21 protein-coding genes are annotated in these 24,005 nt (G+C 31.9%); 8 read left to right on the plus strand and 13 right to left on the minus strand.

Annotated elements, in window-relative coordinates:
• Positions 1–5: 5 nt before the first annotated feature.
• The 6 genes from ACT53I_RS05350 to ACT53I_RS05375 form a co-directional block, all read right to left on the minus strand.
• A complete protein-coding gene (locus tag ACT53I_RS05350) occupies positions 6–1,850 on the minus strand; it encodes a glycoside hydrolase family 13 protein (RefSeq protein ID WP_476078775.1) in 1,845 nt (614 codons plus the stop codon).
• A gap of 6 nt (positions 1,851–1,856) precedes the next feature.
• Entirely contained in the window at positions 1,857–4,019 is a 2,163-nt protein-coding gene (locus ACT53I_RS05355) for a glycoside hydrolase family 97 protein (RefSeq protein WP_476078776.1), read from the minus strand.
• A gap of 177 nt (positions 4,020–4,196) precedes the next feature.
• Positions 4,197–5,588 (minus strand): SusE domain-containing protein, encoded by a 1,392-nt coding sequence (locus ACT53I_RS05360; RefSeq protein WP_476078777.1) that lies wholly within the window; start codon positions 5,586–5,588, stop codon positions 4,197–4,199.
• Positions 5,589–5,620: 32 nt separating this feature from the next.
• Entirely contained in the window at positions 5,621–6,745 is a 1,125-nt protein-coding gene (locus ACT53I_RS05365; RefSeq protein ID WP_476078778.1) for a SusE domain-containing protein, read from the minus strand.
• 20 nt (positions 6,746–6,765) lie between these two features.
• Entirely contained in the window at positions 6,766–8,367 is a 1,602-nt protein-coding gene (locus ACT53I_RS05370) for a RagB/SusD family nutrient uptake outer membrane protein (protein WP_476078779.1), read from the minus strand.
• A 12-nt stretch (positions 8,368–8,379) separates the two neighbouring features.
• Positions 8,380–11,100: a SusC/RagA family TonB-linked outer membrane protein gene (locus tag ACT53I_RS05375; protein ID WP_476078780.1), complete on the minus strand. Its 2,721-nt coding sequence runs from the start codon at positions 11,098–11,100 to the stop codon at positions 8,380–8,382.
• Between the two features lie 362 nt (positions 11,101–11,462).
• On the opposite strand from ACT53I_RS05375, the gene metG reads away from it, so the two are divergent.
• Positions 11,463–13,496: a methionine--tRNA ligase gene (metG, locus tag ACT53I_RS05380; RefSeq protein WP_476078781.1), complete on the plus strand. Its 2,034-nt coding sequence runs from the start codon at positions 11,463–11,465 to the stop codon at positions 13,494–13,496.
• Positions 13,497–13,545: 49 nt separating this feature from the next.
• On the opposite strand, the gene ACT53I_RS05385 is transcribed toward metG, so the two are convergent.
• Positions 13,546–13,920 (minus strand): hypothetical protein, encoded by a 375-nt coding sequence (locus ACT53I_RS05385; RefSeq protein WP_374449760.1) that lies wholly within the window; start codon positions 13,918–13,920, stop codon positions 13,546–13,548.
• Positions 13,921–14,021: 101 nt separating this feature from the next.
• Between ACT53I_RS05385 and ACT53I_RS05390 the strand changes: the two genes are divergently transcribed.
• Positions 14,022–14,612, plus strand: a complete 591-nt coding sequence (locus ACT53I_RS05390; RefSeq protein ID WP_476078782.1) for a hypothetical protein — start codon at positions 14,022–14,024, stop codon at positions 14,610–14,612.
• Between the two features lie 3 nt (positions 14,613–14,615).
• On the opposite strand, the gene ACT53I_RS05395 is transcribed toward ACT53I_RS05390, so the two are convergent.
• Positions 14,616–15,320, minus strand: a complete 705-nt coding sequence (locus tag ACT53I_RS05395) for a class I SAM-dependent methyltransferase (protein WP_476078783.1) — start codon at positions 15,318–15,320, stop codon at positions 14,616–14,618.
• 97 nt (positions 15,321–15,417) lie between these two features.
• On the opposite strand from ACT53I_RS05395, the gene ACT53I_RS05400 reads away from it, so the two are divergent.
• The 4 genes from ACT53I_RS05400 (at position 15,418) to ACT53I_RS05415 (ending at position 18,077) form a co-directional block, all read left to right on the plus strand.
• Positions 15,418–15,891 carry an Mpo1 family 2-hydroxy fatty acid dioxygenase gene (locus ACT53I_RS05400; RefSeq protein WP_476078784.1) on the plus strand — a complete coding sequence of 158 codons (474 nt, stop codon included), beginning with the start codon at positions 15,418–15,420 and terminating at the stop codon, positions 15,889–15,891.
• A 107-nt stretch (positions 15,892–15,998) separates the two neighbouring features.
• Complete coding sequence (locus ACT53I_RS05405; protein ID WP_476078785.1) at positions 15,999–16,889, plus strand: DUF4349 domain-containing protein; 891 nt, start codon at positions 15,999–16,001, stop codon at positions 16,887–16,889.
• An 87-nt stretch (positions 16,890–16,976) separates the two neighbouring features.
• Positions 16,977–17,372: a hypothetical protein gene (locus ACT53I_RS05410; RefSeq protein WP_476078786.1), complete on the plus strand. Its 396-nt coding sequence runs from the start codon at positions 16,977–16,979 to the stop codon at positions 17,370–17,372.
• A gap of 123 nt (positions 17,373–17,495) precedes the next feature.
• Positions 17,496–18,077: a hypothetical protein gene (locus ACT53I_RS05415; RefSeq protein ID WP_476078787.1), complete on the plus strand. Its 582-nt coding sequence runs from the start codon at positions 17,496–17,498 to the stop codon at positions 18,075–18,077.
• 3 nt (positions 18,078–18,080) lie between these two features.
• On the opposite strand, the gene ACT53I_RS05420 is transcribed toward ACT53I_RS05415, so the two are convergent.
• The 3 genes from ACT53I_RS05420 to dnaA form a co-directional block, all read right to left on the minus strand.
• Positions 18,081–18,779, minus strand: a complete 699-nt coding sequence (locus ACT53I_RS05420; protein ID WP_476078788.1) for an SAM-dependent methyltransferase — start codon at positions 18,777–18,779, stop codon at positions 18,081–18,083.
• Between the two features lie 49 nt (positions 18,780–18,828).
• The gene (locus tag ACT53I_RS05425) at positions 18,829–19,287 is read right to left on the minus strand and encodes a low molecular weight protein-tyrosine-phosphatase (protein WP_476078789.1); all 459 of its coding nucleotides are present in this window, start codon (positions 19,285–19,287) and stop codon (positions 18,829–18,831) included.
• Between the two features lie 97 nt (positions 19,288–19,384).
• Positions 19,385–20,836, minus strand: a complete 1,452-nt coding sequence (gene dnaA, locus ACT53I_RS05430; RefSeq protein ID WP_476078790.1) for a chromosomal replication initiator protein DnaA — start codon at positions 20,834–20,836, stop codon at positions 19,385–19,387.
• Positions 20,837–20,973: 137 nt separating this feature from the next.
• Between dnaA and ACT53I_RS05435 the strand changes: the two genes are divergently transcribed.
• Positions 20,974–21,384, plus strand: a complete 411-nt coding sequence (locus ACT53I_RS05435) for an acyl-CoA thioesterase (protein WP_476078791.1) — start codon at positions 20,974–20,976, stop codon at positions 21,382–21,384.
• A 78-nt stretch (positions 21,385–21,462) separates the two neighbouring features.
• Here ACT53I_RS05435 and pepE read toward each other — a convergent pair whose 3' ends face one another.
• Positions 21,463–22,155 (minus strand): dipeptidase PepE, encoded by a 693-nt coding sequence (pepE, locus tag ACT53I_RS05440; RefSeq protein ID WP_476078792.1) that lies wholly within the window; start codon positions 22,153–22,155, stop codon positions 21,463–21,465.
• 257 nt (positions 22,156–22,412) lie between these two features.
• Here pepE and fsa point away from each other — a divergent pair, with 257 nt between their 5' ends.
• Positions 22,413–23,066 carry a fructose-6-phosphate aldolase gene (fsa, locus tag ACT53I_RS05445; protein WP_069798232.1) on the plus strand — a complete coding sequence of 218 codons (654 nt, stop codon included), beginning with the start codon at positions 22,413–22,415 and terminating at the stop codon, positions 23,064–23,066.
• Between the two features lie 63 nt (positions 23,067–23,129).
• On the opposite strand, the gene ACT53I_RS05450 is transcribed toward fsa, so the two are convergent.
• Positions 23,130–23,990 (minus strand): GLPGLI family protein, encoded by an 861-nt coding sequence (locus ACT53I_RS05450; protein ID WP_476078793.1) that lies wholly within the window; start codon positions 23,988–23,990, stop codon positions 23,130–23,132.
• Positions 23,991–24,005 lie beyond the last annotated feature (15 nt).

Here is a 24,005-nt window from a genome sequence, read left to right on the forward strand (position 1 = left end):
CGAATTTACTTATTTATTTCTAAAATCAATGAAGATTTTGCAGGAATAGTTAACAAATCTTTAATTTGAACCGTAGCATCTTTCATTACATCTTTTGCTGTAAAACTAGAAGGAACTATTTCTTGGAATCTATTCATTTCGATGGTTTGCTCTTTATCACTACTGTTGATGACTACCATTACTTTTTCCTCATCATTATAACGGAAATAAACGTAAACATTTCTCTCTGGCGAAAAGTTTTTGGTTTTCCCATTGTGGATTACGTCTTTAGACTTTCTCCAGTTTAATATTTTTTTGGTATAATCAAAAAACTCATTTTGCTCTGGTGTTCTGGAAACAAAAGCATTTTGAGCATCACCTTTCCATCCTCCTGGGAAATCTCTTCTGATGTCTGCGTCTCCTTTGTTTTTATCACCACGCATTCCTATTTCTGAACCATAATACAATTGAGGAATTCCTCTAATGGTAGAAACAATCGTTAATGCCAATTTATAATAAGCAGGATTTCCGTTGAACATTTCATTGATTCTAGGAGTATCATGATTTTCGAAGAAAACCATCATGTTTTTAGGATTTGGGAATAAGAAATCACTGGCAAAAGAATTGTAAAGTCTAATCATTCCTTTGTCCCAATTTTCTTCTTCTTGTAAAGCTTTTGGAAGGTTTTCATACAACATAAAATCCATTACCGAAGGTAAATTAGAATTGTAATTTTCTATTTCGCCTACTTTAGAATCTTTTTGCCAGAAAGCAATCTGAGCTGGGTCATACATCCAAGTTTCACCTACAATATTGAAGTTTGGATATTCGTCTGTAATGGCTTTACACCATTTTGCCATTCCATCTTTATCATTATACGGATAAGTATCTACTCTATAACCGTCCAATTGCGCATATTCAATCCACCAAATTGCATTTTGAATTAAATATTTTAAAACCAATGGATTGCTTTGGTTAAGATCAGGCATTGTGGTATCAAACCAACCATCTAAAGCTACTTTTTTATCAACATCAGCAGCATAAGGATTCATTTGAGAATTGGTTCTGTAGTTAGAACGCTTGAAACCATTCTTCCCATCTTCAAACCAGTGAATCCAATCTTTAGTTGGTAAATCCTGAATCAACCAATGCGAAACTCCCCAGTGATTGGTTACATAATCTTTCACCAATTTCATGTCTCTTTTTTTGAGCTCAGTAGAAAGTTCGCGGTAATCTTCATTGCTTCCGTATCGCGCATCTATTTTATATAAATCAGTCTGTGCATAACCATGATAGGTATACGCTTTTTCATTGTCTTCGCAAACTGGAGTAAGCCAAAGTGTAGTCACTCCAAGATTTTTAAGATAATCTAAATTATTGATAATTCCTCTTAAATCACCACCATGTCTTCTACCTTCACTTTTTCTGTTTGCTTTTTCGATGAGAGATTTATTAGAATCATTTTTTTCATCGCCATTGGCAAAACGATCTGGCATAATTAGGTAGAAAACATCTTTAGAAGTATAAGATTCACGCGCAGATGAATTAGGAGTTCTTTCCTTCAATTCATACTGATATGTACCAATGGTTTTTTTGCCATTTTTAAGGAAGATTTTAAATTGAGGTGTGTTAATTTCATTAGTATTAATGGTGATAAACACATAATTAGGATTTTCTACCTTCGTTAAATCCTTAATCTGAATTCCATCTGAAAGTTCTATGTTTTGTTGGGCAATATTTTTGCCATACAACAAAATCTGAAGCTCAGGATTTTTCATTCCTTTCCACCAAAAAGCAGGTTCTACTCTTTGGAATTGTGCCATAGAAAAACTGAATAATGCAATGGCAAAAATTGAAAATAGCTTTTTCATATCATTCTATTTAATTGGCTTTAAAGAAATAGCATAACCACCGCTTCTTGCAAGGTGAATCTTGATTTTAGAACCATTGGTTACTACTTTTTTGTAAATATGATAAGCCTGCGGATTTTTTTCGTAATCTGCATTTTTACCATCTTCGTAAATAGTAGCTTCGTATTTTTTCCCTTTTTCTAAGAAAGAAAAATCTACAGTGAAATCTCTAGCATTTTCGTCTGTAACACCTCCTACAAACCAATTTTCTGAACCTTTCGCTTTTCTCGCAGTGTGAATGTAATCACCTGGTTCTGCTGATAAAATTTTGGTATCATCCCAATCTACCGCTACATCTTTGATGAACTGGAAAGCATCTAAATGTCTCTCGTAGTTTTCTGGTAAATCACAAGCCATCTGAAGTGGAGAATACATCACTACATATAATCCTAACTGCTTAGCTAAAGTAGTATTGGCAAAGCTTTTATTGTTAGCATCATAATAATTGTACTGAGTTTGGAAAATTCCTGGAGTGTAATCCATTGGTCCACCCATAAATCTGGTAAATGGCAAAATGGTAGTATGGTCTGGATTGTTACCACCCATCGCTTCGAATTCTGTTCCACGAGCAGCTTCTGCAGCAATCCAGTTCGGATAAGTCCTGCTTAAACCACTAGGACGAACACTTTCGTGAGAATTAACCATGATTTTATATTCTGCAGCTTTGTCTACTACTCTTTGATAATGATTAATCATCCACTGAGAATAATGATGTTCGCCTCTAGGAATAATATTTCCTACGTAACCGGTTTTCACCGCATCATAACCATGTTCTTTCATCAATTTAAAAGCTGGGTCAAGCCATCTTTCGTAATTGGTTGCTGAAGCAGATGTTTCATGGTGCATAATGAGTTTCACATTTTTAGAATGCGCGTACTCATTCAGCATTTTAATATCAAAATCTGGATAAGGTGTAATAAAATCAAAAACAAATTCTTTCGATTTTCCGAACCAATCTTCCCAACCTTCATTCCAACCTTCTACCAAAACAGCATCAAAGCCATGTTTAGAAGCAAAATCAATATATTTTTTAACATTGTCATTATTCGCAGCGTGTGTTCCGTTTGGCTTCGCTTTAGAATAATCTGTAACGCCAAGATGTACATTATCGATATTGGTATAATTCCAAGTTCCACGATTTGGAACGAACATTTGCCACCAAACTCCAATATATTTCACAGGATGAATCCAAGAAGTATCCGTGTATTTAGTTGGTTCATTTAAGTTAAAAATCATTTTAGAATCTAGCACTTCTTCTGCTCTTTCTGAAACGATTACGGTTCTCCAAGGTGTAACTGCAGGTGTTTGCATATAACCTTTTGCACCTTGCGCATCTGGAGTAAGATGGGTTTTGAAGTCAAAATTTTCTGAATCTACTTCAAGATGAGAAGCGGGATAATTGATTACAGCAGCTTCTGCAAGGTTTATATACAGTGGTTTTTCTTTACCAGAAACCTCTTTTTTCAACATAAGAGGCGATTGAACTGCATTTTTAACCAAAGTTTGAGAAGCGTTACTATCAAAACTGCTTTCCCATTTTGTAGAAATTTGAGAAACCAAACTGGTTGTAGGTCTATATTCCTGAGTGTCATAATCTGCAGGAACCCACCAGGATTTTAAATCATAAGGGAAGTTAAATTCGGTATCTTCTTCTTTTACAACGAAATAATTAAGATTTTTCTGTTGAGGAAACTCATATCTGAAACCTAAACCATCATTAAAAAGTCTAAACTTAACGATGATTTTTCGGTCTTCATTGGGTTGATTCAATGTAACCGAAAGTTCGTTGTAATGATTGGTGTAATATTTTTTTTCTCCAAGAACAGGAGCCCAATTTTCGTTTTTAGAATCTCTGCTTTCTGCAATTTTTTCGAAGTCAGAATTGAGATTTTTACCATCTGGAAGCTTATTGACATTGTCAAAAGCGATGGTATTATCTTTAAGCAATCTAAGACCTAGTTTAGAATCTTCTATGACTGTTTTTCCTTTGTAATTCAGATGATAATAAGGAACTCCATTTTTCAATTGAAAATTCATTTCGAAGTTTCCGTCTGGAGATTTTAGAGACTGTGCCAAAAATAACGCAGGGGAAAGCATTAGGAAAAGCACGCTGTTTTTCACAATTTTCATAAAGCAAGTTGTTTGATTTACAGTAATTTAAGTATTTCTTATTCTAATTAAATAGAAAGACTAAAGTAAACAAAGTATTGAACTATTCCAATAAAATTAATACAAAAAAATATGTTTTATTTCATAAAAAAGCCGCAAAAAATGCGGCTTTAATATGGTTTAGTTGTTTATAATCAATTATTTTTTAACGAAAACATATCTTCCATCGATGTCATTGAAATAAACATCATAAGTACCTGCGTTTAAAGGAATATTTGCACCTCCTTGAGTACCTTGACCAGAGAATTCTGAACCAGCTCCCCAGTTAACATCCCAAGTACCATTAGCTCTAAATTTAGCACCACCATTTGTAGAAACTACTACATTTTTTACGTACCATTGGTGAGGATCAAAACTAGATTGAGTAAGTACAGTGCTTCCACTCCATCCATTTAGGTCTCCTGCAAGATCTATAGAAGTGTAAGTAGTCATTGCTCCTGTATATGGAGTGATTGAGTAAGTTTTAGCAAGAATATCTACTTCAAATGAATAATATCCTCCAGAAGAAACTGTAAATGGATCTGGATCACCACCATCACTATTTGCAACTGCACCACCTTTTATTCCCCATTGAGGTTGCCAATTACCTAAAACTTCTAGCAATTTAAACATACTTGTTCCAAATTTACCAGTAAAATAAAATTTATTAGTATTAGATGGATCTCTAAATAACGCTTGGTTATTATTATCAGGATTCCAACCAGCAGCAGTAGCATCACCTACCAAGAATAGATTTTTGAAAGCAACAAATGGCGTAACGTCTACTTTAACCACTTGAGAAACTTTATTGATAGTTCCACCTACAGATTTTGTAGTAGCAGTAACTCTCATATCTACTGAAGCAGAAACATTAGCTGTTAAACCTAATTTAAGAACAGCATCATTAAATGTTTTGTTTGTAATTTCTAGAACTCTTAGATTTTGTACTGTTCCTAGTGTTGCAAATTCTGTAGAACCAGTTTTAGCAACTTCTACCGTATAAGTAACATTTACTCCATAAGTGTTGTAATCTGACCAAAGCATCGTAAGTGCAGCATCATCTGGATAATCTTTATCTAAAACAAAAGACATACCTGCAGTAGGATTGGTAATAACTGGTACTGTAACAGGATATGGAGTTACATCAAATGAAACAGGATTTGAAACATTAGTTCCGGCTTCTACTCTAAAGTATACTTTTTTAAGTCCATAAGGTGAATAACCCGCTTGTAATAATGCAGTATTAAGAGCACCAATAGTAGTACTGTAAGAATTGGTATTAGATGTTCCAAAAGCAATTTTGGTAGCAAAATCACTTGTGGTAGAAAATACTACATTGTAAGTAGTTCCTCCTAATGAATTATCCCAAGTTAATCTAAATGGATTATTTTCCATAGTAGGATATAATACGTTACTTGTAAGAGTAGTATTATACAATGTGAATGATGGATCTGCTGATGTCCAGTTATCATCATATTGCTCATCTCTACAAGAGCTGAAAACTAAAGGGATTAATAATAATATTGAAATTATTTTAAATATATTTTTCATAGTAAAATTTATTAAAAATTATAAATTACTGCTTATTTAGCAATTGTATAAGTTCCTGCTTTTAAATTAACAGTAATCTTATAATTACTACCATCACCTGCGAATTTAATATTACCATTATCACCTTTAGGTCCTAAGAAACCAGAATTTCCGGTGTTATCTTTCATAATATTACCCCATTCTATATCTCCCCAAGCATTTTGCCCTAAGAATTTAAATTCAGAAGCGCTTTCTAATTTCACAGTATATTCATACACTCCTGGAGAAACTTTAGTCATAGCTGGAGCTGTAGCAGCATCCCATCCATTAATAGAACCTACAATATAAATTTGAGGGAAATCAAATGTAGGAATTGGTGATGCTGAAACATCTAGAGATTGAACACCTGTAGCAGCATTAATCGTAATTTTATAAATACCTGTAGTCCCTGTAAATTTCATATTTTCATCTCCATCTTGGATAAGATTAGAAGAAACTTGTTTGAAGTATCTATAATTTTCTCTAGTTCCAGATAAGTCAATACTATAATTGGTAGGATCCCAATTTTTTTGACCTAAAAATCTAAAAGGCTGACCTCCTTCAAGATATGTATAAATAATAGACTTGCTAGAAGATTTATATAAAACCTGAGCATCTACAGCAGTCCAACCTACATAAGAAGCAGCTCCTACCAAATAAAAAGTTGGATATTCTAATTCATACGGTGTTATTTTAATCATAGAAACATTAGAAGTAGAGGTTAAACTCTCTCCGTTTCCTAGATATGAAGAAACTCTCATATACATAGTTCCAGCTACGTCTTTTACTAAACCAATGGTTTGCGCAGCTGTATTCATTTGAGCATTTGTAAAAGTAGCTGTTCTCGCAGAATTACCTACAGTTCCTAATACAAAAGGTTTTGTAAATTTATTATCCGCAGAAACCTCTATTCTATATGTAATTTGTACTGGTACAGTATATTTTGCAACATCCCAAGTTACATTAAATGCTGGATTATCTGGGAAGTTTTTATCTAAGAAAACTGATTCTTTAGATACATCCATTAAAATTGGAGCAGACTGATTGTCAATCGTTACAATCTCTCTATCACTACACGAAATAATTCCCAAAAGTGATATTAATAAGAGAAAAACTCCTTTAAATATGTTATTTTTCATTTTAATTACAATTTTGAATTTTAATATCCAGGGTTTTGAACCAAATTAGGGTTAGCAACAATATCTTTTGCAGGAATTGGGTAAAGGTTTCTGTAATCGCCTACAGCTTGACCATCTTTTACACCACCTTTCCAAGGCCATAAATAAGCTGCAGTAGTGAATTTACCATATCTAATTAAGTCAGTTCTTCTAGTCATTTCCCAACCTAATTCTCTAGCTCTTTCGTCTAAGATAAAATCTCTATTAATTGAAGTAACAGGTGTTGCTCCAGCTCTAACTCTTAAGTCATTAACATAAGCTAGCGCAGTTGTTGCACTACCACCACCGCCTCTTAAAACAGCTTCTGCATACATAAGATATACATCTGCTAATCTATATAAAGGAATATCTGCATCTACAAAGTTTCCAGAACCTTTTGCTGGTCCATCTGAACCTTCAGCACCTGTACTTGTAACATTTTTAAATTTAACAAATGCATAACCATCTGCGAAATTACTTAGGTCATTAATTTCTAAAGTTTGTCCATTAGTGTAGAAGTTACCTCTCTTATCATTAGTGCCTGCTCCACCGAAAAGGTTAACATAAGCTTTAGTAGTTCTAAGACCACCCCAACCTCCGTTGATTCCAAATTCGCTTGCTGGCATTTTTCCACCTACTGCTGCGTGAACTAAATAAGTAGTTCCTCCATAGGTTTTGATGTGAACGCCATCAAATGCTACTGGCATAATAACTTCTGGGTTATTTAAATGGTTGTCTGCTAAGAATAAATCTCCATACTTAGATTTTAATCCATAACCTGCATTAATAACTTTTTGAGTATAAGTGATTACATCTGCATATTTAGGAGTTCCTGCATATACTTCAGCATTAAGATATAATCTTGCTAATAATGCCCAAGCAGCAGCTTTATCTGCTCTACCATATTCATTAGTTTTTGGATCTTTTAATTCATTAGCAACAGCTAATAATTCAGATTCTACAAATTTGTATAATTCTGCTCTTACGATTCTTTTTGGAGGTGTAGGTGAACCTGGTAAATAAGTTTCATCTACGAACGGAACATTTCCAAATAAATCTAAAGCATGATAATAAGACTGAGCTCTCAAGAATCTAGCTTCAGCTCTCATGTATTTAGCTTCAGTTAAATTTGTTCCTGTAATATTATTGGCTGTTAATCTAGCATCTGTAGTATTTCTAAGAAATTCATTACAAAAAGCGATTTCTGTATAAATTCTATAATACATTGCTGCCACAAACTCGTTAGAAGAGTCCCAAGTCATTTTATGAATAGTCTGTAATGTACCATCATTCCATGCAATTACAGCTTCATCTGTAGGAAGAACTTGTAGGGTAAAAAGCTGTCTGGTGTATTGAGAGAAGTTCCCGTCAATTCCACTGATATCAGCACCGCCTCCTCCAGCTTCTTGACCACCGTGAGCTAAACCTCCATATAATTTAGCGAGTGCGTTTGGATAATTATTAAAATCCGAAAAAATAGCATCTCCAGTAGTTTCAATTATCGGTGTTCTTTCTAAATCTTTAGTACAAGATGATAAAGAAAAGAATAAGGCAAGAGATAACGTCCCTACGATTGCTTTTATATTAATTTTATTTGTTTTCATTTAAATTACCTTTTAAAATTGAAAATTAAATCCTAATGAATATACTCTTGGCATTTGATAATATCCATTATCAATTCCACCAAATACCTCTGGATCTATGCCTGAATAATCAGAAATTACAAATACATTCTGTACCATTCCGTATACTTTTAGACTGTTTCCACTAGAGATAAAATCTTTAAATACATATCCTAGGTTTACATTATCTAATCTAAAGAAAGAAGCGTCTTCTACGAAAATATCTGAGAACAACTCATTTCCTTTGAATGCATAAGTTTTAGCAGTAGAATATACGTTTTGTAAATATTCGTTTGTTAATGCAGAGTTAATTGAGCTATTAGAAGCAGCGTTATTATAAACATAGTTTCCTAAAACTGCTCTTCCACTCATACTGAAATCCCAATTTTTGTGAGTTAATTTAGTAGAGAATCCTAAGATAGCATCTGGTGTAGTAGATTTGTAGTAATACTTATCTTGTGCACTGATTGATCCATCTCCGTTTCTATCTACATATACTCCATCTAGTGGTTTTCCATTAACATCATAAACTTGTTGATATACTAAAAATGAATTAGGGTTATAACCTACAGCATGAGCTTGAATAGTATTACCTACCCCACCAGAAATACCACCTGTTGCAATGAAATAATCATTAGTAGCGTTTTCAATCAATTTAGTAACAATTGGTTTATAGTGAGTTGCATTAAATCCTAATTCCCAAGTTGTATTTTCATTCTTAACAGGCACTAAATTAATAACTCCTTCTATACCTTCGTTTTTAATATTCCCTACGTTTAACCAGTTGAAGTTACTTAAATCTCCTGCTGCAATTGGACTGTATACTAATAGGTCTTCAGTATCTTTTCTAAATACATCTACTGAACCAGAAATTCTATTATTAGCAAAGCCAAAATCTAAACCTAAGTTTTTAGTAGTTGTTGTTTCCCAAGTTAAATATGGGTTATAAACATCTGGTCTGAACATGGTAAAGTAATTACCTCCAAATTGATATTCTGCACCAATCTGGCTCTCACTATACTTAGCGAATGCACCATAAGTTATTGGTAATTCTTGTTGACCTGTTTTACCCCAACCTCCTCTTAATTTTAAAGTATTAACACCTGTTCCTTTTAAAAAAGATTCTTGGTCTAATCTCCAAGCAAGAGAAACTCCTGGGAAATTACCCCAAACATAATCTGTAGTTCCATTAAAGAATCTAGAAGAACCATCTCTTCTCACAGAAGCATTAATAATATATTTATTTGCTATAGTAAAAATTGCTCTTCCATAGAATGAAAGTAAGGTATTTTGATTTGCTCTAGGAATAGAAGCTGTAGGGGCAATAGTTGTTTTTCCGTAATAAGTTATGCTTGAAGGCTCATCATTATAAAAATCTTGGTAAGAATAACCCGCAGTTAAATCCATATTTACTACAGAAACTTTTTTCGCATAATTGAAATATGCTTCTAGTAGTTTGTTTTTCTTCTCTTGTGAGTATTCATTATATTGACCACCATTAGCAAAACCTCCTTTATATTGAGCATATGAAGTGTTTATTCCCTCACCTTTTGCATAATCATAACCAGCATTCACATTAAAATGTAAATCTGGCAAGAAATGGAATTTATAATCTAATTGAATATTACCTAAAGCTCTATATACTGATGAAAGGTTTCTATTACCAGCTAACATTGCTAATGGGTTAGCATTAGCATTTACGTTTAGACCATTATTCAATAACCACTCATAATAACCTCCATAATTAGAGTTACCAGAATAAACTGGTTGAGTAGGGTCAAAATAAGTTGCACTAGAAATTACACCTCCTGGTAAAAATCTATTGTCTGTATAAGTACCTTTTAAATTAACATTCACGGTTAAGTGATTGTCAAAAAATTTAGGGTTTAAATTAAGTCCTAATGAAGTTCTTTTAAATTCATTGGTTTTAACAATACCATTCTGATGATTGTAGCCTAATGATAATCTATAAGGTAAACCTTTTACACCTCCAGAAAAAACTAAGTTATTATCTGTACCCCAAGCTACTTGATAAATTAGATTTTGCCAATTAGTATTTGCATTTCCTAATTTAGATTTGTAGTTATCGTTAGCATAAGCATTTACAAATTCTCTATATTCGTTTGCATCTAAAACGTCTACATTTCCCATTTTAGTTGAAACAGAAGTCATAGTAGAGAAGTTCACTTTGAATTTACCTGCGCTTCCTTTTTTAGTAGTAATTAAAATTACACCATTCGTTGCACGGTTACCATAAATTGCAGTAGAAGCAGCATCTTTTAAAATATCAAATGATTCAATATCATTTGGGTTAATTAAAGATAATGGGTCTGCAGCACCACTAATTCCAGAAAAATCTTGAGGCACTCCATCAATTACAATCAAAGGAGCGTTATTCCCATTTAATGATGCAGTACCACGAACTCTAATTGAAGCTCCTGCTCCTGGAGCACCACTATTAGTAGTAACTTGCACCCCTGGAGTTTTCCCTTGAATTAATTGAGCTGGCGAAGTAGCACCACCATTAAAGTCTTTGGCTGTAACGGAAGCAATAGAACCGGTTAAGTCTGTTTTCTTTTGTTTACCGTAACCAATAAGCACAACTTGTTCAATGTCTTTTTGTTTGATTGAATCTCTTTGTTGAGCTTCTAGCATAATTGTTCCTGCCAATAAAAAAGCTGGAGCAATTTTTAAAACTTTACTATAGTTTCTCACAAAAATAAAATTTAAGGATTAATATTCATTTTTCACATCGCATAATTGCTATCACAATTAGGCACTGCCAATTTATGAAATTTTTAAATATTTATTAAATTTATATAAAAATTGTTAATTATTCATGATAAGAATCAGTCACTTTTGTATTAATTAAAACTTAAAATATTGATTAACAATAGTATAAAATCTATTATCTCACCGGTGAGACAATAAAGAATTTCGCAATATTTCAAACGAATGTTTAGCAATTTGATATGTTAAGCAAATGTTAAGAAAGAAAATTTTTACCAAAATCATAACCTACAAGTCAAAATTTTCCAAAAAGGCAAACAAAACCTTATCTTTGCAAAAAATTTTCCATGCAGAAGAGAAAAATGATTACCGCTGCATTACCCTATGCAAACGGTCCCGTTCATATCGGTCATTTAGCAGGAGTATATATTCCTGCTGATGTTTACGCACGTTTCCAAAGAAGATTAGGAAGCGATGTTGCTTTTATCTGTGGTTCAGATGAACACGGAATTCCTATTACTATTAGAGCAAAAAAAGAAGGCGTAACTCCTCAAGATATTGTAGATAAATATCACGCAATCATAAAAAAATCTTTTGAAGACTTAGGCATTTCATTTGATGAATATTCTAGAACTTCATCAGAAAATCACAAAAAAACTTCTCAAGATTTCTTCCTAAAAATGTACGAAAACGGAAAATTCACCGAAGAAATCTCAGAACAATATTATGATGAACAAGCTGGCGAATTTTTGGCAGACAGATACATTGTAGGAACTTGCCCAAAATGTGGAAATGATGGAGCTTATGGTGACCAATGCGAAAAATGCGGTTCTACCCTTTCTCCTTCAGAATTAATTAATCCAAAATCTGCATTGAGTGGAAACGTTCCTGTACTTAAAGAGACCAAAAACTGGTATTTACCTTTAAATGAATATGAAGATTTCTTAAACGAGTGGATTTTAGAAGGCCATAAAGACGACTGGAAACCTAATGTTTACGGACAAGTAAAATCTTGGTTGAATGATGGTTTGAAACCTAGAGCCATGACCAGAGATTTAAATTGGGGTGTACAAGTTCCGCTACCAGATGCAGAAGGAAAAGTGCTTTATGTTTGGTTTGATGCACCAATTGGATATATTTCTTTTACCAAAGAATGGGCTGCAAAAACCGGGAAAAACTGGGAAGATTATTGGCAATCTGAAGATTCAGACTTAATTCACTTTATTGGTAAAGACAATATTGTATTCCACTGTATTATTTTCCCTGCAATGATGAAGGCTCATGGAAAATACATTATGCCAAGTAATGTTCCTGCTTTTGAATTTTTAAATCTTGAAAATGATAAAATTTCTACCTCTAGAAACTGGGCAGTTTGGGCGCATGAATACGTAGAAGAATTCCCAGGTCAACAAGATGTTTTGCGTTACGCATTGCTTTCTTCAGCACCAGAAACTAAGGATAATAACTTTACATGGAAGGATTTCCAAACCAAAAACAATTCTGAACTAGTAGGAATTTTCGGAAATTTCATCAATAGAGTTGCTGTGCTCATTCACAAATATTATGATGGAGTGATTCCTGCAGGAAATGAAAACGCAGAAGAACTTTCTGAAATTTCTAAAGCTTCAAAAGAAATTAATGAATATCTAAGCAAATATGAATTCAGAAATGCTCTTTCAGCTTTAATGAATTTAGCACGTTTTGGAAATCAATATTTACAAACCGAAGAACCTTGGAAAACCATTAAAGACAATCCAGAAAAAGCAGCAAACTCATTGTTTGTAGGAGCACAAATTGCCGTTGGTTTAGCACAATTATGTGAACCATTTATGCCTTTTTCTTCGGAAAAATTGTTAAAAATGTTCAATACCGAGAAAATTTCTTGGCAAGAAGTGGAAAAAGCTAAAGTTCTCGTAAAAACAGGACACACAATCAATGAAAGTTCTCTTCTTTTCTCAAAAATTGAAGACGAAACCATTGATTTCCAAATTCAAAAATTAGAAAACACCAAAATATCAAATGCAAAAACCAATCCTAAAGCAAATCCTATGAAAGAAGAAATCACTTTTGACGATTTTACCAAAGTAGATTTAAGAACTGCCACTATTTTAGAAGCTGAAAAAGTAGAAAAAGCAGACAAATTATTAAAACTAAAAGTAGATACTGGTGTAGATGTAAGAACCGTAGTTTCTGGGATTGCAGAGAGTTTTACGCCAGAAGAAGTGGTAGGAAAACAAGTGATGATTTTGTTGAACTTGGCTCCAAGAAAAATCCGTGGAATTGAATCTCAAGGAATGTTGCTTTTAACAACCAAACCTGATGGAAAATTGAGTTTTGTAACGCCTGATGAAACCGTAGAAAACGGAATTGAAATAGGTTAAAATCTAACTATAAATAAAAAATAGCTTGTTTTTCAACAAGCTATTTTTTTTATGAATAATGATGAATAACTTCTTTTAGAACATTATTTTCATCCATTTTTTGAGCAACACCCAACTCTATTTTTAAATTTTTAAATTGTGGTGTCTCTAATAAATAATTTTTCAGTTCTTCCTGTGAAATACCCGGTCCGGTAATAAATAACTCTTCGCTATTGGTAATCAACTGACCTACTTCTTTAAAAAATTGTACTCTAAGCTTATTCTCTGCACTATGTGCCGCCTGTTCGTAAAATTTAGGATCTTTAACTTCTGTTTCAATAGTTCCTGCGATTTTAAACTCTGAAACATCTTGGCTATCATGATTGGTCACCACAATCGCTTTTTGGCGGTCAATCCATAAGCCTGCTAATTTTTTTTCAGACATGGATTTAAATTTCTTATAAAGTTAAAAATAAAATATAGAAATTATAGGTTAATAAAAGTTAAATTTCCAAAATCTTTATTACTTTTAATAAAACTATTTTTATGAAAATTCTAAAACCGCTACTGCTATTATTTTTATTTTTTGGATTGGGGAATTTTAAAGCTCAAAATTTATTGTTAAATGATTTTGATAGAAGAATTAATTTTTATCAGCAACAAAAATATAAGTTAAAAGAAAATTATCTTAACAAAAGAAAAAGTCTAAATTTATCATATGAATTGAAACAAAACTTAAAAAAATTAAGTATAAATTATTTTGCTAAAATTAATAATGAGTTAAAAATAATTAATAAAATTTCTAATGACGATGAACTTTACAAAGCCATTACTCTGCAGTCTTTAGGTGAATCTTATCCAGATATCAACGCAGTTTTCTTTAACAGAGGAAATCTTTTATCTGATGAGAAAATCTCAGACGAAGAAAGACAAAAATACAACGAACTTTTTCTAGAAATTTCTAAACAAATCCCTAATGAAATCTATATAGAACTTTCTAAAATCACAGATGAAATCAATCGTGATAAGTTTACATTAACGATTCCTTATCGTTTTGAAATTTTTCAAGATTTATTTGATGAAAACCAAAGAAAAAGAATAGACATCATCAATTTTCTACTTTGGAATGCAGAATAAACCTTACTTTAACGTAAGTTGAGCCAAATAAGAATCTTCTAGTTGTTCAATTTTTTGAATTTTAAAACCATTAGCAATCGCAGCATTTTCTAAGGTATCAAAATCTAAATACAACCATTTCATTGGCAGTTCAGATTCTCCTTTGTAATACAAATAATAATCTAATTCTCCGTAATAACCTGTTGCAGGAACCAGAACTCCACCATCTTCATCTTGGTCATACATATACAAAATATCTGTACTATCTAAGAGAATTTGTCCGTTTTCAGCAACTAAACTTTTCAGTTTTTGCAAGTATTGGTCAATGTGTTCTAAACTTTGAAAAATCCCAGTTCCATTCATCAAAAGCAAAACGGTATCAAAATTCTTTTCAGAAAATTGAAGCAAATCTTCACAAATCGCATTTTTCACACCTCTTGCTTTACAAACTTCAATAGATTTTGGGGAAATATCTAGTGCTGTTACTTCTAATTTCCTTTCATTTTGTAGATAAAGGCTATGTGAACCCGCTCCTGAACCTACATCTAGAACCTTACCAAAAGACAAATCCAATGCTTTTTTTTCTAAAGCATTCATTTCTTGATAATCTCTGAAAAGATAAGAAACTGGCAAATCATCCAGTTCTGAGATAGAAGTTTCGGTTTGTAAATCTTCAGGATTTTCTTGGTAATAATAATCCCAAATTGCGCGTCCCATTAAGTCTTTCATTTTGCAAAAATATTAATTAGGAATCACATAATTTAAAATTTCAAAAAATATTCTGACTTTAGAAAGGATTTATTACTTTTAATAAAATTTAAAAAATATGAGAAAAATAGACCAACTTTTCGCAGAATACGCAGAAAGTCACCAAAACCAAACCAATAAATTCATTCACTGGATTTGCGTTCCTTTAATTTTCTTTACCATAGTAGGATTTATCAGCCTTATTCCTGCGCCTCATTTTTGCGCATCTTATTTTGGTTGCATCAGCGTTGCGAGTATTGTTGCGCTTTTTTTGGTAACTATTTTTTACTTTACTCTTTCATGGAGAATTTCTTTAATCATGCTTTTAATAATGCTTTTAATGGAACATTTTGCCTATGCTATCAATGTACATATTAAAGAAAATTCTTGGATTATTTATCTCTCAATTTTCATTATCACATGGATTTTTCAGTTCATCGGTCATAAAATTGAAGGTAAAAAACCGAGTTTCTTAAAGGATTTACAGTTTTTATTGGTTGGACCAATTTGGCTTTTGCCTTTTATATTAAAGAAAATCGGAATTCCATATTAATTTAATGAAATTTATCATAAATCCTTGAAATAAATTCAAGGATTTTTATTTTTTGAAAAATTTAGCACAATAGTTGCAATAGGAAAATTAACTTAAATTTCTTTCCTATGAAAACAATCTTATATTTTTTTACAATTCTTTCTTTTTTGAATTGTAGTAAAGACAAATCAGTTAGTGCAGATTTGGCAATGATTTCTGAACCTATGATTGCCGCAAAAACTGAAAATTATAACGCTCCTCCATCTCTCGCAGAAATTAAATTAGTGGATTCTGCAGCGGTAAGCGTAAATGAAAGTTCTCCGAACTCATCAAAACCAACAAATCAAAATGCTATTTCCAAAAAAATCATTAAAAATGGAAATATGATGATTGACGTAGGTGATATAAAATCTGCACAAGAAAAAGTACAAAACGTTGTTAAAAATTTCAAAGGCTATATTCAGAATGAAAACTATTCTAATGACGAAACAGAAACGACCATTTCTATGGAAATTAGAGTGCCTAATCAGAATTTTGATGGTTTAATTAATTCTTTTTTAGAAGGAATAGGCTCTGTAACACAGAAAAACATTCGAGCAGAAGACGTAACCGAAGAATATACAGATGTAGCCATAAGATTAGAAAATAAACTCACTTATCTAGAAAAATACAGAGAGTTATTAAAACGAAGCGCTTCTACCAAAGATTTACTAGAAATTCAAGAAAAAATTCGTGGTTTAGAAGAAGAAATAGAATCTTCTAAAGGCAGACTTCGCTACATAGATGACCAAGTGAATTACAGCACATTAGATTTAACTTTAACCAAAGAAAAGCCCAGAAATACCATAACATCTAAAATTGGTTTCGGAAGCAGATTAGTAGATTCATTAGCTAATGGTTGGAATCTTTTCATCAATTTTTTATTAGAAATTGTCGCACTTTGGCCATTTTTATTGACGCTTCCAATAATCATTTATTCAATAAAAAAATGGAGAAAAAGAAAATCAAAAAAAGAATAGATTTATTATAACAAAAATCAGTAATGATAAATTTCATTGAATAATTTATAAAAAATAAACGTAAATTTGTTTCATAAAATAAAAAATATGAAAAATTTAATCTTTGCAATATTCGCATTTTTGACTGTTTTTTCTTGTAGAAGTGAAGACGATACAGATGTGAGTCCAGTAGTTGGAGAATGGGAATGGGTTTCTTCTACAGGTGGAGTTGGAAACACCACAGAAACTCCTGCTTCAAGTGGAAAAACCATTATCATGAAATTAGATTCTGATAAAATATACACCATTACTACTAATGGCACAGTAACCAATGAAGGTACATTTTCTCTTTATAAAAATATCTCTAACTTAGAACATTACGAAAGAGTTTATATAGATTTTTCTAATGCTCCAGACAAAATGATTGTAAACAATGAAGAAAAAACATTGATTCTAAGTGATGACGTAAATGACGGATATACTTATACTTATAAGAAAAAATAAGTTTATCTCCCCAAAACAAATACTGCCGGAATTTTATGAAGTTCCGGTTTTTTTTGACATTAAACATAAATTAAATCAAAAAATTTCGTTTCAAATTAAATAACCATTTTACTTTTTATTAAAATGCAAAAAAAAATAATTTTTATATTTTTAATGATTTTTCTAGGATTCAATTTAGAAAATGCACAAACCAAAAATAGAATGAGAGAAGAAATTGTAAGAGATACTATAATTATTAATTCGAATAAATGGCTTTCTGATGCTAGAATTTTTTACTCTCATATTAAATATGCTCCTGCTTATTTATTAGATTATAAAGATGAAAAAGTATTTTATATAACCTCAAAAAAAGATTCTATAGTTTCTACTCCTTTTGAAATGAAAGTTTTAGGACTTTCTGACACTCTCGAAATGAAATTTATTATTCTATTTGATGAAAAGAATTCTGTTAGTTACACTTTCTACATAATTAATAAGTACGATAGTGATTTTAGCCAACTCAATTTTTCTAACTTTAAAGTTGGTGAAATCGCAAAAGAAGGCACTAATATTGGCATTCTTAAAAATATAAGTAAAAAAAGTGGAGAACTTTTATATAAATACCATCCTTTAATGAGTTATTATGATAAAGTTACAAATAAAAAAATTGATTTGTATTTTTATAGTCATTCTGAAAATTTAATAAAGCAGATTTTAGACTGGTAAAATCTACTTTCCCAAAACAAATACTGCCGGAATTTTATGAAGTTCCGGTTTTTTATTTTTCAAATCAGAGATTTTTAAGGTTTTGATAAATTCTTCAGTTGGATGATTGATATTTGCAGCGATGCAAAGTTTCGTATTAGGATTGAGAAATTTAATTAAATCTTCTAAAAGCTGATTATTTCTGTACGGTGTTTCCATAAAAATCTGAGAATATCCTGACTTTTGAACTTGATTTTCTAGAAACAAAATCTGCTTTTTCTTTTGCTCCTTATCAATTGGCAAATATCCGTGAAAGGTAAATTCCTGTCCATTAAAACCACTCGAAATTAAAGCTAAAATGATAGAACTCGGCCCATTAATTGGGATTACTTTTATATTATTCTCATGACACCATTTTACCATAAGATTTCCAGGATCTGCAATACAAGGCAATCCTGCTTCAGAAAGCAATCCGAAATCCTGACCAGATTTCATGATTTTTTGCGCTTCTTTTAAATCATTAGATTCAGAATATTTATCCAAAAGAAAAAGCTTTAAATCACTTTGTTTTTTCTCTGGTGCAAAAAATTTAATGACTTTTCTGGCCGTTTTTTCGTTTTCCACGAAAAAATAATCGGTTTTAAGAATATATTCTTTAATCGATGGTGCAAAATAGTCTATTGGAGATTCTTTGGATAAATAAGCTGGGATTAGAAACAACATGTTTTAAAAAAATTTAATTAGAGATAAAAGTAATCAATTTTTAGAAAATTTACTTCAAGTTGTACTTTTCAGCAATCGCTTCACAAGCTTGATCTAACATTTGATACACATTTTCGAAATCACTCATATCGCCATAATACGGATCTGGAACTTCTATTTTTTCATCAGATAAAACGCCAGCTTCTTCCATAATCAAAGAAACTTTAATTCTCTGTTCCTCAGAATTGGCTTTTGACAATACATCTTCTAAATTTTTTAAATCCATGCAAAAAATCTTATCAAAGTCTTCTAAATGCTTTTCGGTGAAGTAATTAGCTCTTTGATGAGAAATATCTACGCCATATTCTTTGGCAATTTTGGTTGAACGTTTATCAGGATGTTCTCCTTCATGAAAAGAAATCGTTCCTGCACTTGCAACCGTATATTTTTCTGAAATTTTAGAACGCAAAATTCCTTCTGCTAATGGACTTCTGCATATATTTCCGAGGCAAACCATTAAAATTTTCATAAGTAAGTCTTCATTTAATTAAAAAAGGAATTTTTCAAATCTAACATTTAAAAAATTCCTCAATATTTTTATTATCAATAGGTCAAAGACCTAAATTTTATTCAAAGATTTTATCTTTAATTTCTTTAAGATATTTCTTCAGTTCTTTGTCAATTTTAGAAACATCTCTGATGGTTTCACAAGCATACATTACTGTAGAATGGTCTTTTCCACCCATTTCTTCGCCAATTTTAGTAAAAGTGGCATTGGTATATTCTTTCGCGAAATACATCGCTAATTGTCTAGGCAATGCAATTTCTCTTTTTCTGGTTTTAGAAAGCAATTGCTCTCTTTGAATACCGAAATATTCGCAAACCACTTCTTGAATGTATGGAATATTGATGGTTTTCTTTTGATTTGCTGCAATCTTGTTAATGGTTTCTTTTAATAAATCTAGACTTAAATCTGATTTAGAAATCATGGAATGTGCAATTACAGAATTAATTACACCAATGAGTTCTCTCACGTTAGATTTTACTTCTCCAGCTAAGAAATCTACCATATCATCTTTTAAAACAATACCGTCTCTGTGAAGTTTATCTACAATAATTTTCTTTCTCGTATCAAAATCTGGAGATTTTACTTCTGCACTCAATCCCCACTTAAAACGAGAAACAATTCTTTCTTGAATATCCTGAATATCTGCAGGAGCTTTATCAGAAGTTAAGATAATTTGTTTTCCGTTTTGATGTAAATGATCAAAAATGTGGAAGAACATATCCTGAGTTGCAGCTTTCCCAGAAAGGAACTGAATATCATCGATAATCAAAACATCCACCATTTGGTAAAAATTACCAAAATCTGTTTTATTCTGAGCTTTCGCCGCAGAAACAAACTGCTGGATAAATTTTTCTGATGATAAATATAAAACAACTTTATCTGGAAGATTCTGTTTAATATCTAAACCAATTGCATGAGCTAAGTGCGTTTTTCCTACACCTACTCCACCATGAATAAATAATGGGTTAAAAGAAGTTGCACCTGGTCTTTTAGCAATGGTTTTAGCTACGGTACATGCAAATTTATTGCTCTCGCCTTCTACAAAATTATCAAATGATAAATTTGGGTTAAGGTTAGCATCTATGTTTACCTTTTTAATTCCTGGAACTACAAAAGGATTCACTAAACTTTTAGAAACTGTGGTAGGAAGCACCTCTTGAACTTTCGGAGCTTGTACAGAAATCCCTTTATAATTTTGAGTAGTGGGTTTTTCTAATCCTTGTGGTTTATTTTCCATTACAGAATACCACAATTTAACTCCTTTTCCGATATTTTTTTTGAGAGCTGCAGAGAGTAGAGAAAGGTAATTTTCTTCTATATATTCTTTATAGAAGTCAGAAGGAACCAACAATGTAAGATTGTGGTTTATCAATGACATAGGTTGTACTCTGTCAAACAATAAGTCGAATGAGTGTTCTAGTTTTTTTACATCTTCATGTTCGGAAGCGCTCAAATTGTCTCGCATAAATTTAAGACAACGTTCCCAAATCAAGCCTAAGTTTTGATCCATTTTTTTCTCTGCTAAATAGTTTTCTCTGATTATTTTTTTATCGGGAAGACAAATATGAAAAATAATTTTTTCTTAAAAAAATTTTTGGGGTATTGCTTTTTTAAAAATATATTTGTATGTATTAAAGAAAAGTTAAAATGATATACACAACTCACACATTACGAGTACGTTACGGAGAAACAGACCCTATGAAATATGTCTACTATGGCAACTATGCAGAATACCTAGAAGTTGCTAGAGTTGAGCTGTTTAGAACCCTTGGAATTTCATACGATGAAATCGAAAAACGTGGGATTTGGCTGCCTGTTTCTGAGTATAAAATCAAGTATTTAAAACCTGCTTTTTATGACGAAATTTTAGAAATTCATACCTATGTAAAAAAAGTTCCGGGAGTGAAAATAGAATTCGAATATGAAATTTATAATGATTCTAAACAAAAAATCACAGAAGCATCTACTACTCTATTTTTCTTAGACGCTACAACCAACAAAGTGTCTAGATGTCCTGATTTCCTAATGGAGCTTATCCAAAAAAATTGGAAGGAATAAGCAAAAAAAACAAAAATAAAAAAGTGAGATGACAAAAATCATTTCACTTTTTATTTTACCAAATTCTTTATCAAGATTTTACAAGAATTTTCCAAATTCTAATTCATAAGGTTCTTTTCCTTTTTCAAAAATTCTAGTCAACTGCGTTCCTTCTGTTGTAATTTTATCACCAAGAACTCTAATCCAGTTTCCTTCTCTTAAACCTACTACTTTTACCTCATTTTGAGTAAGAAATTCCTTAATTCGGGTTTCTCTAGTTTCTCCATTATGCTTCAAATTTGGATTTGGGTCTAAATAATGTGGATTGATATTAAAAGGAACCAATCCCATACAATCAAAACTTGACGGATATACAATTGGCATATCGTTCGTAGTTTTCATATTTATTCCTGCAATATTGCTTCCTGCAGAAGTTCCTAAATACGGTTTACCAGATTTTACATTTTCTGCTAAAACAGACATTAGATTTTCTTCGTGTAAGGTTTTCACGAGGAGAAAAGTATTTCCGCCGCCTGTAAAAAAGCCTTTTGCTTCGTTTACCGTTGCAATTTTATCCTCGAATTCATGCAATCCTTTTACTTTGATATTGATTTGTTCAAAAAAATCTCTTGCAATTTGCGTGTATTCTTCATGTGAAATTCCGCTTGGTCTTGCAAAAGGAATAAAGATGATTTCGTCTATTCCGCTGAATAATTCAGCAATTTCTTCTTTGATATATTCTAAATATTTCCCACCAAAAAGTGAAGAGGTAGAAGCTAATAAAACGTTCATGGAGTTATAAATGATGAGTGATAAGTTATAAATGATAAATATTAGTCGGCAAATTTATGTGAAAAATATGAAAATTGAACCAAAATTGCGCCCCAGATTGAGCGGTATGTTTGAGCTCTCCCAAAAAAAAGCGAAGGTTTTGGTTTGGATTTTTTGGGAAGCGAGTAGCGAAAGCTGGAAATGTGCGCCAAAAAAACTATAAACTAATTCCTTATAACTAATCCCTAATCCTTATCTTTGCAAAAAATAATTTTAACATGAAATTTTTTATTGATACAGCTAATCTAGACCAAATTAGAGAGGCACAAGATTTAGGAATTCTAGACGGTGTTACGACCAATCCAAGTTTAATGGCGAAAGAAGGCATTTCTGGAGCTGAAGCGATTAAAAATCACTACAAAACGATTTGCGAAATCGTAGATGGTGATATTTCTGCGGAAGTTCTAAGTACTACTTACGAAGAAATGATTAAAGAAGGAGAAGAATTGGCAGCAATTCACCCAAATATCGTGGTAAAAATTCCTATGATTAAAGACGGAATTAAAGCATTAAAATATTTTACAGATAAAGGAATTAAAACCAACTGTACTTTAATTTTCTCTGCTGGACAAGCGCTTCTTGCTGCAAAAGCTGGTGCTACTTACGTTTCTCCTTTCTTAGGAAGATTAGATGATGTTTCTACAGACGGATTAGCATTAATCGAAGAAATTAGAATTATTTTTGATAACTACGATTACAAAACTGAAATTTTAGCAGCTTCTATTCGTCATTCTATGCACATTATCAACTGTGCTAAGATTGGTGCAGATGTAGTAACTACACCTCTTGCTCCGATTTTATCTTTACTAAAACACCCTTTAACTGACAATGGTTTAGCTCAATTTATTGCAGATTCTAAAAAGATGATGTAATTTTTGCTAAAAATTAAACATAAAAAAATCCTGAAAATTTAGATTTTCAGGATTTTTTATTTGTTATTGAAGCAAGTCTAACTCTAAAAGATTGTTGTCTCGCTTGTTATTTTCTTTTACTTGTTGTTCTCTTCTTTTGATCATTTCTGATGCAGAAATTTCGTTTCCGCTTTGGTCTCTGAACTGAAGCACTGCTCCATTTGCCATTGCCATTTTCATAGATTTTGCAGGATCATTTCGATCTTCTAGAAATATCTTTTTGAATTGCTCTTGATTCACTTCTATATATTTATCATTACCTACAAATTCAGAAACTTTTTGAATTTCCTCTTTGTATTTTCCTACAGCTTTTAGTTCAAAAATGTGAGACTGAGTAGCATCTTCAAGCTTCACAATTAATCCGGGTAATCCTCTAAATTTATATGGACCATCTTGAAAAGGCAATTCCTCGGTAAACCAAGCCGTCCATTTTCTTCCTGCAAATTCTGTAACCGCTTTTTGTGCCTCGAATTCTCCTATTTTTTGTTTTTCTGGAAGAATTTTCCATTGAATTTTTCTTTTGTCCCAAACTTTATAAGCATCCATTCCGCTTCTGGTTAATGAATACGTTTCGAAAGAAGGGTAATTTTTATGAATTTTATAGCGTACACTGCCTTTTCTCATAGACATGGCTTTCATGTCTACATTCATGCTTCCAGTCGCTTTAATTTGCTTCTCAAAAGCAGCCGTCATTATAGAATCAGAAACGTACACTTCTCTACTGTAAAACTTAGAGCCTTTCTCAGAAATATCCAGATACATAAGTTCTGATTTCACGTCCACTTTGTTGGTAGAATCCGTCACAAATTTATAATCATAGATAAATCTATTCTGCGCCGAAAAGAATGCTGAAATCAATAAAAAAGTAAAAAGTAATTTTTTCATATGTGTATTAATTTG

The sequence above is a fragment of the Cloacibacterium sp. DMC96 genome (assembly GCF_056313765.1).